The following is a 13351-nucleotide window of genomic DNA, read 5'->3' on the forward strand; positions in this document are numbered from 1 at the left end:
GGCGAGAAGCTTGGCCTCGGCGCTCGCCGATTCGGCAGGGCGATCGCGCGGCGTGCAGCATGGCCTCGGCCTCCTCGAACCGGCCGGCGTAGGTGCGGGCCAGCGCCAGGGTCGCGAGCGATTCGGCGTCCTGCGGATCGAGCGCCACGGCCTTCTCGGCGTCGGCCGTCATTTGAGCGATGGCTTTGGCGCCGTCGGCGCCGTACATGATCGAAAAGTTGTACAGCCATGCCCGAACGCCGTAGGCGCGCGCGAGGCCGGGGTCGAGCGTGATCGCCTTGGTCAGCAGCTCGATCCCGCGCGGGATGGACTCCCTGGTCACCGCGGACTTCGCCTCCTCACCCAGGAGGAAATAATCGTAGGCACGAAGATCCGAAGGTCGCAGCCGCTTCGCCCGCTGCACCTCGTTCTTGGTGACCTGACCCATCGAGAGATCGCCGCCCAGCGCCGCCGCGACCTTCTCGGTCACCTCGGTCTGCGCGGCGAAGACGTCCATAGCCGGCCGGTCCCCCTGCTGGACGTAGCAGGACATCCTATCATCGGACCGGCTAGGCGGCCACTCCAGGCTCAGCCGGTCTGCATGCCGTGGCGCACCGCGAGCCGCTTCAGGGGTGCCACCCGCTCGATGGCGCCCAGCGCCAGGCTGCGGGCGGCCTTGAGCGGCGGCAGGTCGTTCGTGAACACGCGGATCAGACCGTCCGTGAGCCATAAGCGCTGCATGTTGTCGGCCCGGCGCCGGCGGGCATAGGGCAGGAGCGTCTCGCCCGAGCCGAGGTCGAGTCCGCGGGCGCGGGCGGCCTGGAGCGCTTCGGCAAGGGCGCCGATGTCGGCGACACCCATGTTGAAGCCCTGGGCGTGGATCGGGTGCACGCCGTGCGCGGCATCGCCGACGAGGGCTAGGCGCGGCGCCACGTAGCGGTGGGCGTGCTGCGCGCCCAGCGGATAGGCGCTGGGTCCGCTTTCGATCTCGACCCGGCCGAGCACGCCGCCGCTCCGCTCGGTGAAGAGCGCCAGGATCTCGCCTGGCTCCAGCGCCAGGAGGCGCAACGCTTCCGCCGAAGGCTCGACCCAGGTGATGCCCGTCCGCCGGCCCGGCAGCGGCAAGGTCGCGAGCGGGCCGCCGCGACGCAGCCATTCGTGCACGGCGCCGTGATGCGGCCGGTCGTGGCGCAGCACGAAGGTGAGCGCGTGCTGGCCGTAAGTCCAGCGGTCGACCCCGATCCGGGCGAGCTCGCGCACCCGCGAGCCGCGGCCGTCCGCGCCTACGACGAGCGGCGCCGCCACCGTGCGGCCGTCCGTGAGCCTCGCTGCGATGACGCCGGCCTCGCGCCGGAGCTCCGCCACCTCGCCTGCGAGCCAGGCATCGTGCCCGGCCTCGGCGAGGAACGCTCCGAGCAGGCCCTTGCGCAGGCGTCCGTGCTCGATGCCGACCCCGAACGGGCCCTTGCCGTGGCTCCGGCTGTCGTAACGGACCCGTCCGCCACCCTCAACGTCGACCACCTCGACCCGCTCGATCTCGGCCGTGTGCGCCGCGATCTTCGGCCAGACGCCGAGCTCTTTGGCGATGCGCACGCTGCCGGCGAGAAGGGCGAGGCTCCGGCCGTCGGCGGGGGCGGCCTCGATCGCAGCCAGCGGCTGGCGCTCGATCAGACGGACGGCGAAGCCCATGTGGGCGAGGGCAGCACCCAGCATCAGCCCGGCATGGCCGCCGCCTACCACGAGGACGTCGCAACGGATCGTATTGGACATGGCGGGAGTTCTGCCGGACCGCGGGCACCCCGTCCAGCGGGATGCCGCTTCGGACACGGGTCGGGTGCTCAGGCCGGGACCGCGGTGAAGAGATCGGCCTCGACCGGGTCCTTGATCCGGCGCAGGAGCGCCGCCTTCAGCTTCTGTAGGGCCCGGTGCTCGATCTGCCGCACGCGCTCCTTGCTGATGCCGAGCCGCTGGCCCAGCTCCTCCAGCGTGCGGCCGTCCTCGCGCAGGCGCCGCTCGCGGATGATGGTCTGCTCGCGCTCGCTGAGCTCGGCCAGGGACGAGGCCAGCCAGCGCGCCCGCTCGCGCGTGTCGTGGCTGCCGCCCACGATCTCCTCGGGGTTCGGCCGCTCGTCGGCGAGGAAGTCCTGCCAGGCGTCCTCGCCGCCGGGGCTGATCGCGACGTTGAGCGACTGGTCGCCGCCCATGAGGCGCATCTCCATGGCCTCGACCTCGGCCACCTCGACCTCGAGCTCGTTCGCGATCCAGGCCTTGCCCTCCTCGCCGAGCTGGCCGTAGCGGCCGTCGTCGATCCTGGCGCGCAGACGGCGCAAGTTGAAGAACAGGGCCTTTTGCGCCGCCGTGGTGCCGGTGCGGACCACCGACCAGTTGCGCAGGATGTAGTCCTGCATGGCCGAGCGGATCCACCAGGCGGCATAGGTCGAGAAACGGACGTCGCGTTCCGGCTCGAAGCGGGCCGCGGCCTGCATCAGGCCGACGACACCCTCCTGCACGAGATCGCCGAGCGGCAGGCCGTAGTTCTTGAAGCGGCTTGCCGTACTGATCACGAGACGCATATAGGACTGGATGAGCTCGTGGAGCGCGCGCTCGTCGCCGTCGTTGCGCCAGCGGCGCGCCAGCTCGAGCTCGTGATCGCGCGACAGGAGCGGGGCATTCATCGACTCGCGGATCAGGCGCCGGTTCGCCCGCTGCGCGTCGACGGTGTCGCTCAAGGCCATGATGTGCCTCCATGGTGCCATCGCCAAGGCGCTCGTCTCCATTCCATCAACGTCTGATCGCCCGTGCGGTGCCTCTCGCAAGTGCTATACGACTGCTACGGCCGGCGCGATCACCGGTGGCACGCGGTTGTGAACGGAAAGGAGACCGGAACGCGCGTCCGGACTGTGGCAAGCCGGTCATTGGGCCGTGAGGGCGCCCATGCTAGACTGAAGACGGATTTTGGAGTTTCCCCGGTAAAGTGCGGGCTCGAGCGGGAGGTCTCCGGCCATGGGCGGGGAATCGAGCATCTCGGCAAGGGTGCGCATCTACGGTAGAGTGCAGGGCGTCTGGTATCGAGGCTGGACGGTCGATCAGGCCAGGACCCTCGGGCTCGACGGTTGGGTGCGCAACCGGTCGGACGGGTCGGTCGAGGCCGTGTTTCACGGACCCGAAGCTGCGGTACGGAACATGATCGCGCGCTGCCGGCAAGGCCCGCCGGCGGCACGGGTCGAGCGGATCGAGGAAATGCGCGAAGTCGAGGCCGTGCCCGCGGGCTTCGTGCAGAAACCGACGGCGTGACCGGGAGACGATGTCGGGCTGAGCGGGGCAGCAGCATCATGTCGCGAGCGAACGGAGTCCCTTTCCCCTCTTCCGTCCGGACGAGCGCCACCCGGCGCGGCGCGCTCGGCCTGCTCGGTGGCGGTCTTCTGGCCCAGACGGCCATACCGGTGGCATCCGCCGCCATCGCTGCGTTCCCGCTGCGCGATCTGCGGTTCGACATCTATCGCAAGGGCGAGAAGATCGGAGAGCACGGCGTGCGGTTCAGCCCGGCCGGCGACGGCAGGCGGGCCGTCACCGAGGTCGATCTCGCGGTCAAGGTGGCCTTCATCACCGCCTACCGCTACGCCCAGACCGGCGAGGACGTGTGGCGCGACGACGGGGTGCTCGTGAGCACGCGCATCCGCACCGTGGACGACGGCAAGGAGACGCTCGTCACCATAGCCCCGGAGGACGGCAGGCTGCGCGTGAGCGGACCCAAGGGCGACTACGCCCTGCCGTTCGGCGCCATGACCGACATCAACTTCTGGAACGAGGCGATCACCCGGCAGTCGCGGCTGATCGACAGCCAGACCGGGGAGCTGGTCACCATCGCCGTCAAGCCGGACGCGGTCGAGAAGCTCGCGATCGGCGGGCGCACGATCACCGCCCGGCGCTTCGCCATGAGCGCCACCAAGGGCCGAGGCGGTACGGCCTGGTACGACGAGGCCGGCAGCCTCGTACAGGCCACGGTGCTCACCCGCGGCGAGACGCTGGAATACCGGCTCGCCGCCTGACCCGGAGCGCCCGTTCCGGCGATCATCCCGGCCTCGATCCAGGCGTCCTCGTCCGGTGAGCGCCGGTGCACAACGTCTGCATCGGGCATCACATGACCTCGGCGTGTGCATCGAAGCACCGAGCTGCCCACAACGCAAGGATGGCGGCCGCGTGGAAATGAACAGGAAATTGCGCCGGCTCGCGGCTCTCGAGCGCAAGCGCGGGCTCGCCCGCGCCGCCTAGCGTCTGTCCCGCTCACAAGGGCGGCAGCAGCCGGAGGCCTTCCGGACCGGCGGCGACGTAGCCGCGATCGGTGAGCTTGAGGTGTGGGATCACCGGCAGAGGCAGGAAGGCGAGCTGCAGCAGCGGCTCCTCGAGCGTGCAGCCGCAGGCGGCGGCCGCCGCCCGCAAGGGCCGCAGGCGCTCCTCGACGAAACCGAAGCTCCGGTCGCTCATGAGCCCCGCTACGGGCAGCGGCAGATCGGCCAGGACGGTTCCGTCCCGCACCACCACGGCCCCGCCCTGCAGCCCGATCAGATGGTTCACGGCCACGGCCATGTCGGCGTCGGCGTCGCCGACGACGATCAGGTTGTGGCTGTCGTGGCCGATGCTCGTGGCGACGGCACCGCGCAGAGGCCCGAAGCCGGTGACGAAGCCTTTGCCGATGTTGCCGTTCCGGCCATGGCGCTCGAGCACGGCGAGCTTCAGGATCTGCCGCTCGCGGTCCGCGACCAGAAATCCCTGCCGCTCCGGCAGCTCGAGCTCGCGGTGCTCGGTCAGGAGCGAGAACGGCAGCACCCCGATCACGGGCGTCGTCCCGCCACCCTTCGCCGGAACGGCGAAGTCGGCAGCGCTCACCTCGGCCCGGCGGACCGAGCCGTAGCCTACGGGCTCGGGATGGGTCCTGCCCGCGAACAGCTCGGCCTCGACGAGCCGCCCACCGCAGACCACCTGCGCCACCGCCACGGCCTCGAGATCGTCGAGGATCACGAGATCCGCACGGTAGCCGGGGCCGATCACGCCACGGTCCCGCATGCCGAACGCCATGGCCGCCCCGAGCGAGGCGGCGCGGTAGACCGGGATCGGCGGGGCGCCGGCCCGGATCACCTTCCGCATGGCGGCGTCGATGTGGCCCTCGTGGGCGATCTCGAGCGGGTTGCGATCATCGGTGCAGAACGCGATCCGCGGCCAGGTCGCCTCGGTCAGGAGCGGAGCGAGGGCCGTGACGTTCTTCGCGATCGAGCCCTCGCGCATCAGGACGATCATGCCCTTCTTCAGCTTCTCGGCCGCCTCCTCCAGTGTCGTGCATTCGTGGTCGGTGCGAATGCCGGCGGCGAGATAGCCGTTGAGCGGCCGCCCGCGCAAAAGCGGCGCGTGACCGTCGATGTGCCCGTCCGCGAAGGCCGAAAGCTTCGCGAGGAGCCCCGCGTCCTTCGCGAGCACGCCCGGAAAGTTCATGACCTCGGCGAGGCCGAGTGCTGCCGGATGGGCGCGCAAGGGCAGGAGATCCTCGAGCTCGAGCCTGGCACCCGCGGTCTCGAGCCCGGTCGCGGGCACGCACGAGCTGAGGTTGACGCGCAAGGTCATGGCGAGGCTCGTGCTCGCCTCGAGGAAGTAGCGGATCCCGGCCACGCCCAGCACGTTCGCGATCTCGTGCGGGTCGCAGATCGCCGTCGTCGTGCCGCGCGGCAGGACGCCCCGCTCGAACTCGGCCGGCAGCACGAGCGAGCTTTCGATGTGGAGGTGCGTGTCGACGAAGCCCGGGGCGACGATCCGGCCACGGGCGTCGATCTCGCGCCGCCCGCGATAGCTCTCGTGCGTGCCGACGATCGTCTCGCCGCAGATCGCGATATCCCCCTTGGCGATGGTGCCGGTCGCGGTGTCGAGGATGCGGGCGTTCCTGATGACGAGATCGGCCGCGTCCCGGCCGCTGCCTTGATCGATACGTCGTGCGAGCTCGTGCTGCGTCGTCATATCCTGCCATCCCGCCGATCCCTGCAGGTGCCAGCATGCGCCATTCCCTGCCCGCGATCCAGGGGCGGAACCGTGACGGCGCAGGGCGCTTCCTGAGGATGGCGCAGGCACCGCCCACGCCTGGAGACATCCCATGACCATCACCAGCGCCGTGGATCAGGTGACGCCCGACCTGACCCGGCTCCGCTTCCTCTTCGTCAACCTCTATCTCTGGGGCGAGCCCGGCTCCGGCAACTGGGTGCTGATCGATGCCGGGCTCAACGGCGCGGCCGAGGCCATCCTCGCCACCGCCGAAGAGCGGTTCGGGAAGGATGCCAGGCCCGCCGCGATCGTCCTCACCCACGGCCACTTCGACCACGTGGGGGCGCTGCCCGAGCTGCTCGAGCGCTGGGGCGACGTACCGATCCACGCGCATCCTCTGGAGATGCCGCATCTCACCGGCCGGGCCGACTACCCGCCGCCCGATCCCACCGTCGGCAAGGGTGCCATGGCGCTCCTGTCGTTCGCCTACCCGAACAAGGCGAGCGACTTCGGCGCCCGCGTCCGGCCCCTGCCCGAGGACGGCAGCGTGCCGTTCATGCCGGGCTGGCGCTGGCTCCACACGCCCGGCCACACGGCCGGCCACGTCTCCCTGTTCCGCGACCGGGACCGCTGCCTCATCGCCGGCGATGCCTTCACGACCGTGAAGCAGGAATCGCTCTACGCCGTCCTGACGCAGGAGCAGGAGGTCCACGGGCCTCCGGCCTATTTCACCCCCGACTGGGCCGCTGCCCGCCAGTCGGTCGAGAAGCTCGTGAGCCTGCACCCCGCGATCGGCGCCACGGGCCACGGCACGCCCATGCGCGGCGAGGAGCTCGCGAAGGGCTTGGCCCATCTGGTCGAGGAATTCGGCGAGGTCGCGGTCCCGTCGCAGGGCCGCTACGTGCCCTGAGCCCGCTACCGGCGACTTGACCCTTCGGCCGACATGGTGGTTGATCCGGGCACGGGCCGTTCGCACCCGACCCGGGAGCCGCGCCGGAACGGAGGGTTGCCGCCAGATGCATACCTATCGCGCCGACAAGGCCCTGCTGCCGCACGGCTGGGCCGAGGACGTGCTGATCGAGGTCGACGGCGAGGGCAACGTGGCGAGCGTAGCACCCGGCAGCAAGGACGATGCGGCCGAGCGCATCCGCGGCATCGTGCTGCCCGGCATGGTCGATCTCCACAGCCACGCCTTCCAGCGCGGGCTCGCCGGCCTGACCCAGCGCCTGGCCACGCAGGCGGCGACCTTCTGGGGCTGGCGCGAGCGGATGTACGACTTCGCGGCGCGCCTCACACCCGACGACCTGCGGGCGATCGCGGCCCAGCTCCAGGTCGAGCTCTTGAAGGGCGGCTATACCACGGTCGTCGAGTTCCACTACCTCCACCACCAGCCCGACGGCAGCCCTTACCCCGAGCGGACCGCGATGGCGCTGGCCCTGCACGAGGCGGCGCTCGAGACCGGGATCGCGCTCACCCTGCTGCCGGCGGTCTACATGCAGGCCGGCGTCGACGGCGGCGCGCTCGAAGGCGCCCAGCGGCGCTTCGCGCTCGATCCGGAAGGCTGGATGCGCCTGATCGAGGACCTGGAGGCGAGCTTCGCCGACGACGGCGACCGCTGCCTCGGCCTCGCCCTTCATTCCGTGCGCGCCGTTCCGCCGCCGGCGATCACCGAGGCCGTGGCGGCGGCACGGGGTCGGGGCGGGTTCATGCCGATCCACATCCATCTCGCCGAGCAGCCGAAGGAGGTACGCGACTGCCTCGAGCGCTTCGGCCGGCGGCCGCTCGATGTCCTGTGCGATGCCGCCGAGCCCGGCCACGACTGGTGCCTCGTCCACGGCACCCACCTGAGCGAGGAGGAGCTCGCTCGGGTCACCGCGGCCCAGGCGGTGATCGGGCTCTGTCCCACGACCGAGGCCGATCTCGGCGACGGCGTGTTTCCCCTCGCCGATCACCTGGCGCTCGGCGGGCAGTTCGGCATCGGCTCGGACAGCAATGTCGGCACGAGCGCCGCCGAGGAGCTGCGGCTGCTCGAGTACGGCCAGCGGCTCGCGCATCTGCGGCGCACCGTGGCGGCCACGTCCGAGGAGCCGCATGCCGGCCGCCTGCTCTGGTGTCGGGCGCTCGCTGGGGGCGCCAAGGCCGCGGGCCGGCCGGTGGGCCGCCTGGCGCCGGGCTTCCGGGCGGATCTGATCGTGCTGGATCCTGACCATCCGAGCCTGGTGGGCAGGGCCGGCAATCTCGTCCTCGACGCGCTCCTGTTCGCGCCGGGTCCGAGCGCCATCAGCGACGTGATGGTCGGCGGCCTCTGGTGCGTGCGCGGCGGACACCATGCCGCCGAAGCATCGATCGCCCGCGCCTACCGGCAGACGATGGAGCGTCTGCTCGCCTGAGGGCGGGACCGGACGCTGCAGCTCCTTTCGGTCGGGTCGGAAGGATCGGCGAGCGTTCAGGGTACCTCGTATCCTGGCGGCGGGCCTTGTCCTGGGGTGGACGCCGCGAGCAGACGCCCGGCTTGCCACGGAGCTTGGCCGGGGCCGCGCGGGAACATCTCCGCATCCAGCTCGATGATGCTTCTTGGCGTTGCCGGTTCGTCCGGGCGATCGGCCGTCGCCTCCAGGCTCGACCTGCTGCAGCATGCGCTTGCTGCGGCAGCAGACGCTCGGCCGGCCGGACCCGGTAGCTGGCGCCGATGGGCAGAGCTGCGTCGTCGAGGTCGTAGCGGGGGGCTGCGCACGATCCCGCCTTTCGCGCCGCCACCGATCCCGGGATGGGCGAAAGCATCCGGCTGCTCCTGGAGCAGGAAGGCGAGATTCTCGGCCGCCATGCTCGGCGAGGGATCGTGGCCGACGTTCGTCTCGCCCACGATCTCGGCCGCTGCGTCCACCGCCGGCTCGGCTTCGCGGGTGTCGTCGATCGCCGACGGATGGCCGCGCCGGAGGTCCAGAGAGATGGCGACACCCGTGGCGGTTCCGCTGCCTCGCCGATCCGGCGCGGGCATTGCTCCAGGAAGGTCCGTGTCTCCGGCTGCAAGGTCCGCGAGCAGGCCCGGCGGGCGGCGAGGATCGTCGTGCAGGCCGCGCGTCCGCTCGGCCGGAAAGCGCCCGGGCAGGCCGTTCTCGACCATGCGCGTGCCGGCGCTGCTTTCGCCTCCGATCTCCTCGGCCGGCTGGAGGACGGGGCCGTCGAAGCTGCGGATCTCGGCGAGGTAGCGGTCAGCGCCCCGAAGCATGGCGATGTACCCGTCGTGCCCCCAGGCGCGCATCCGCCCCGGCACCTGCGACGCCAGGGCAGCCCGATCCGCCGGCACGAGCGTGCGGCGGATCACCCCGACCACGCCGGTGCGGGCGAGGCCGGCATGGCCCTCGTCGCCCCCCGAAGCTCCCGAGCTTGCCGGCGCGACGAAGGCCGCGGTCGCGTGCTCCTCGCAGCCCGACTCCGGCCGCGCGTGCCGATGGCGGCGCCGGGACGCGATCCCGTCCCGAAGCACGGCGACGCAGTCGGGGCCGGGCATGATGCGCGACCCGGCTCGAGGCTGCGGCCGCTTCGGCACGCCACCGCCCACCACTCTCGCCCGCGAGCCGTCGTCCGTCGCGCCTCACCCGGGCGCAAAGCTCTGGACGAGGCTGCCGACCACGAGCGCCCAGCCGTCGACCAGCACGAAGAAGATCAGCTTGAACGGCAGCGAGATCATCACCGGCGGCAGCATCATCATGCCCATCGCCATCAGCACCGACGCCACGACCATGTCGATGATCAGGAACGGGACGAAGATCAGGAAGCCGATCTCGAATGCCCGGCGCAACTCGCTGATGACGAAGGCCGGCAGGAGCACCCGGTAGGGGATGTCCTCGGCCTTCCCGGGCGGTTCGATCCGGGCGATCTCGACGAACAGCGCCAGGTCCGCCTCACGTGTCTGGCGCAACATGAAGCCGCGGAGCGGCACGGCGGCTCGGGCGAGCGCCTCCTCCTCGTCGATCTCGTCCGCGAGCAGCGGCTCGATGCCGTCGCGATAGGCGGTCTCGAGCGTGGGCGTCATCACGAAGAGGGTGAGGAACAGCGCGAGCCCGATCAGCACCGGGTTGGGTGGCGTCTGCTGCAGGCCGATCGCCGTGCGCAGGAACGACAGCACGATGACGATCCGGGTGAAGGAGGTGACCATCACCAGGATCGAAGGGGCGAGGCTCAGCACCGTGAGCAGGAGCACGAGCCGGACGATCTGGCCCGTGACACTCCCGCCCTGGCCCAGATCGACGCTCAGCGACTGAGCCGCGGCAGCGCCGCTGCCAGCGAGGAAGACGGCGCCGGCAGCGGCCAGGGGCGGCCAGCAGCACCGCCGGGACGGCCTCGTGCGCTCCGTGCTCATGCCGCGGCTTCCTCCGGCGCGGGTGACGATGACGCCGCCGGCACGGTCTCGACGAGCGTGATGCCGGTGGGACCGATCGCGAGCAGATGCTCGACCGCATCGCGGCGGACCAGGACGAGTCTGATCCGGGCATCCACCATCCGGGAGGCGACGATCGCGAGTCGTCTGCTGGCTGCGGCAGCCGAGCCGCCTGCGTCGTGGCGGCGCAGGAGCCACGCCAGAGCGAGCAGAAGGAGAAGCACGCCGGCCAGCGCCGCGGCGGTGCGCAGGAGAGGCGCCAGCTCCGGCGCGAGCGGCGTCATGGCCGGCTGCCCGGAACGGCGTAGGCGGCATCGGCGCGGCGATGGCGCACGAGCGCGCGAAGCTGCTGCAGGCTCAGGCTGCGCTCCCTCTCGGCGACCTGGGCGAGAAGCATCAGTTCGTCGAGGAGCCCCAGCAGCGCTCGGACCGCTTCCGGTGCCTTGGCGGCGCCGTCCGGCGCAGGTGCCGGCAGATCCGCGAGCAGATGGCGCAGGGGTGACAGATCCACGGCCTGCCCGGCGTCGAGCCGCTGCCGTGCTGCCGCCACGGCAGCCGTGAGCTCTCTGATCCGCTTGCCCGGATCGGCGGCGTCCGCATCGACGGCATCGGCGCAGCCCATTCCCGGCTCTCCCATCGCTCGATCGCACCTCTGTCGCGAGCGAGGCTAGCCCTTTATGGTTAAGGACTGCTTAACCGGCCGCAGCACCCGGCCGTTCTCCCTTCGAAGGATATCGTCGAGATGAGCGATGCCCGCCTGAGCGAGGAAGAGATCCGCCGCTACGCGCGCCACATCGTCCTGCCGGAACTGGGCGGTGTCGGCCAGCTCCGCCTGCGTGCCGCCCGGGTGCTCGTCGTCGGCGCCGGCGGCCTCGGCAGCCCGCTCCTGCTCTACCTCGCCGCGGCCGGGATCGGCACGCTCGGGATCGTCGACGACGACCGGGTCGACCCGTCCAACTTGCAGCGCCAGGTGCTGTTCGACGACGGGGCCGCGGGCCGGCTCAAGGCCGAGGTCGCCGCCGAGCGCCTGCGCCGCCTCAATCCTCACGTGCGTGTGATCGCGCACCCCTTTCGTCTCGACGCTGCCAACGCGGCCGAGCTGATCGAGGCCTACGACCTCGTCGCCGACGGCAGCGACAACCTGCCCACCCGGCTTCTCGTCCACGATACCTGCCGCGCCCTGCGGCGGCCTCTGGTGAGCGCGTCCGTGCAGGGGCTGGACGGCCAGCTCACGACTTGGAAGGCCTATCTCGGCGGCCCGCATCCCTGCATGCGCTGCCTGCTCGATCCCGACATGGCGCCGGACGCACTGCCGTCCTGCGCCCAGGCCGGCGTGCTCGGGCCGGCGGCGGGTGTGCTCGGGACCCTGCAGGCCGTCGAGGTGATCAAGGAGATCGCGGGCATCGGCGTCTCTCTGTCCGGAACGCTCTTGGTCTACGATGCCGCGAGCGCATCCCTGGAGCGGGTGCGCGTCGGCCGGCGCCCCGGCTGCTGCGGCTAGACCTTGTCCCGGCGACGGGTCTTGTGACCCCAGGTCGCAGCACCAGGGGGTGACTCCCGTGTATGCCGGGGCAAAGGTTCCGGTTGCGTTCGTGGGACCGGCTGGGGTAATTGGCGCACAACGGCAAGGCTAGACGTACCAGCATAAGGGCTGGCCCGACGCTGCGGAGTTCCAGGTCAGAGATGTTCGCCCGGTGCTCCAAGCAGCGGGGCCGCTCGATGGAGGGCGAATGTCCGACATCATCTCGAACGATTATCGGCCGTCCGAGGACGAGCCGTACATGAACCCGCGCCAGACCGAGTACTTCCGGCGCAAGCTTCTTCGCTGGCGCGACGAGATCTTGCGCGGCTCGGATGTAACCTTGCGGCAGCTCAAGGAAGAGGACATGCGCCTGCCCGATCAATCCGATTGGGCCTCGGCGGAGATCCAGCGCGCCTTCGAGCTCCGCACCCGCGATCGTGAGCGCAAGCTCTTGAGCAAGATCGAGGCGGCGCTCAAGCGCATCGAGGACGGCAGCTACGGCTACTGCGAGGAGACGCAGGAGCCGATCGGCATCAAGCGGCTCGAGGCGCGCCCGATCGCCACCTTGAGCATCGAGGCCCAGGAGCGCCACGAGCGCCGCGAGCGGGCCTACCGCGAGGAGTAGGCCCGACCGCGCCGGTCGTCCCGGCACGGGACCGGCATCCAGCCGGCATATCCTGCCGGGTGCCGGCAGCTTCTGCCGCATCGGCCCGTCCGGATCGTTCCGGATGCGGGGCGCGATGCCCGGAACACGGGGTTTCCCGCTCTTGGCACGGTGGTTGCTTTCAGCCGTGCCATGGACAGCTTGCCCCTTTCTCCATCGAGCACGAGCCCGGCGCGCCCGGGGAAGCCGAAGGCCGCGAGCCCTCCGGCCGATGATGCGTTCCTGTCCCTGCTCGTCGGCCTGCTGGCGGCTGGAGCCGCATCGGGTCGAGCATCCGCCATCGATGGCTCGATGCCATCGGATCAGTCTCCGTCCGATGCCCCTCGCAGCCATCTCCCGGCTGTTGCCGACGTTCCGACGCCGGGTGGGCCAGGTGTGGCCGTCGGAGAGCTTGCCGGCCTCGCCCTGCCGGATGCGATGCCGGCAGTCTCCGACAGGCCACCCGTGGTGCCGCCGGATACGGACGGCGCGCAAGCCGCTGCCATCCCTGCACCATCGAGCGCATGGCCGGACTCCGGCGCGACGCTCGCCCTCGCGCGGCCGGCGGCCGATACCCGCGCCGGTCAGCTCCAGAAGGATGCGGCATCGTGGCCGCACCGCTCGGAGACGGGCTTGGCAGCGCGGCGCGGCAATGCCTGCAACGGGCATCCAACGGCGAACGGTACCGGAGGGCTGGCGGCAGACCCAGAGCCTGTCCTGCCGCGGCCGTCGGAAGCCTCGTCATCGGCGGCCGGCCTGCTTGCGAGCGCCGGCGGACACGGCAGCGGCCCGCCACCGGCCA

At 71.1% G+C, this 13351-nt stretch carries 13 protein-coding genes; 6 read left to right on the forward strand and 7 right to left on the reverse strand.

Annotated features, from left to right (window positions below; all coding sequences use genetic code 11):
* Window positions 1-567 precede the first annotated feature (567 nt).
* Window positions 568-1749, reverse strand: a complete 1182-nt coding sequence (locus U1T56_RS08685; protein ID WP_418159064.1) for an FAD-dependent monooxygenase — start codon at window positions 1747-1749, stop codon at window positions 568-570.
* Window positions 1750-1817: 68 nt separating this feature from the next.
* Window positions 1818-2714: an RNA polymerase factor sigma-32 gene (locus U1T56_RS08690; protein WP_418159065.1), complete on the reverse strand. Its 897-nt coding sequence runs from the start codon at window positions 2712-2714 to the stop codon at window positions 1818-1820.
* A 268-nt stretch (window positions 2715-2982) separates the two neighbouring features.
* On the opposite strand from U1T56_RS08690, the gene U1T56_RS08695 reads away from it, so the two are divergent.
* Both U1T56_RS08695 and U1T56_RS08700 read left to right on the forward strand, forming a co-directional pair.
* The gene (locus U1T56_RS08695; RefSeq protein WP_418159066.1) at window positions 2983-3273 is read left to right on the forward strand and encodes an acylphosphatase; all 291 of its coding nucleotides are present in this window, start codon (window positions 2983-2985) and stop codon (window positions 3271-3273) included.
* A gap of 38 nt (window positions 3274-3311) precedes the next feature.
* Window positions 3312-4028 carry a DUF6134 family protein gene (locus U1T56_RS08700; protein WP_418159067.1) on the forward strand — a complete coding sequence of 239 codons (717 nt, stop codon included), beginning with the start codon at window positions 3312-3314 and terminating at the stop codon, window positions 4026-4028.
* A gap of 235 nt (window positions 4029-4263) precedes the next feature.
* Here the strand turns inward: U1T56_RS08700 and ade are convergent, their stop codons facing one another.
* Window positions 4264-5982, reverse strand: coding sequence for an adenine deaminase (ade, locus tag U1T56_RS08705; protein ID WP_418159068.1), 1719 nt, complete (start codon window positions 5980-5982; stop codon window positions 4264-4266).
* 133 nt (window positions 5983-6115) lie between these two features.
* Between ade and U1T56_RS08710 the strand changes: the two genes are divergently transcribed.
* Both U1T56_RS08710 and U1T56_RS08715 read left to right on the forward strand, forming a co-directional pair.
* Window positions 6116-6913 (forward strand): MBL fold metallo-hydrolase, encoded by a 798-nt coding sequence (locus U1T56_RS08710; protein ID WP_418159069.1) that lies wholly within the window; start codon window positions 6116-6118, stop codon window positions 6911-6913.
* A gap of 106 nt (window positions 6914-7019) precedes the next feature.
* Window positions 7020-8393: a formimidoylglutamate deiminase gene (locus tag U1T56_RS08715; protein WP_418159070.1), complete on the forward strand. Its 1374-nt coding sequence runs from the start codon at window positions 7020-7022 to the stop codon at window positions 8391-8393.
* Between the two features lie 56 nt (window positions 8394-8449).
* On the opposite strand, the gene U1T56_RS08720 is transcribed toward U1T56_RS08715, so the two are convergent.
* From U1T56_RS08720 to U1T56_RS08735, 4 genes are all read right to left on the reverse strand, one after another.
* Window positions 8450-9328 carry a M20/M25/M40 family metallo-hydrolase gene (locus U1T56_RS08720; RefSeq protein ID WP_418159071.1) on the reverse strand — a complete coding sequence of 293 codons (879 nt, stop codon included), beginning with the start codon at window positions 9326-9328 and terminating at the stop codon, window positions 8450-8452.
* A 270-nt stretch (window positions 9329-9598) separates the two neighbouring features.
* Window positions 9599-10366 (reverse strand): flagellar type III secretion system pore protein FliP, encoded by a 768-nt coding sequence (gene fliP / locus U1T56_RS08725; RefSeq protein ID WP_418159072.1) that lies wholly within the window; start codon window positions 10364-10366, stop codon window positions 9599-9601.
* Window positions 10363-10668, reverse strand: a complete 306-nt coding sequence (locus tag U1T56_RS08730; RefSeq protein ID WP_418159073.1) for a flagellar biosynthetic protein FliO — start codon at window positions 10666-10668, stop codon at window positions 10363-10365. Before U1T56_RS08730 ends, fliP begins: the two co-directional genes overlap by 4 nt.
* Entirely contained in the window at window positions 10665-11006 is a 342-nt protein-coding gene (locus tag U1T56_RS08735) for a hypothetical protein (protein WP_418159074.1), read from the reverse strand. The genes U1T56_RS08730 and U1T56_RS08735 overlap by 4 nt, the downstream gene beginning before the upstream one ends.
* A 120-nt stretch (window positions 11007-11126) precedes the next feature.
* Between U1T56_RS08735 and U1T56_RS08740 the strand changes: the two genes are divergently transcribed.
* Complete coding sequence (locus tag U1T56_RS08740) at window positions 11127-11885, forward strand: HesA/MoeB/ThiF family protein (RefSeq protein ID WP_418159075.1); 759 nt, start codon at window positions 11127-11129, stop codon at window positions 11883-11885.
* 229 nt (window positions 11886-12114) lie between these two features.
* The gene (gene dksA, locus U1T56_RS08745; protein ID WP_418159076.1) at window positions 12115-12531 is read left to right on the forward strand and encodes an RNA polymerase-binding protein DksA; all 417 of its coding nucleotides are present in this window, start codon (window positions 12115-12117) and stop codon (window positions 12529-12531) included.
* The last annotated feature ends 820 nt before the right edge of the window (window positions 12532-13351 follow it).

Origin of the sequence: Benzoatithermus flavus (genome assembly GCF_037908215.1) — a bacterium.
Classification (GTDB): domain Bacteria; phylum Pseudomonadota; class Alphaproteobacteria; order Geminicoccales; family Geminicoccaceae; genus Benzoatithermus; species Benzoatithermus flavus.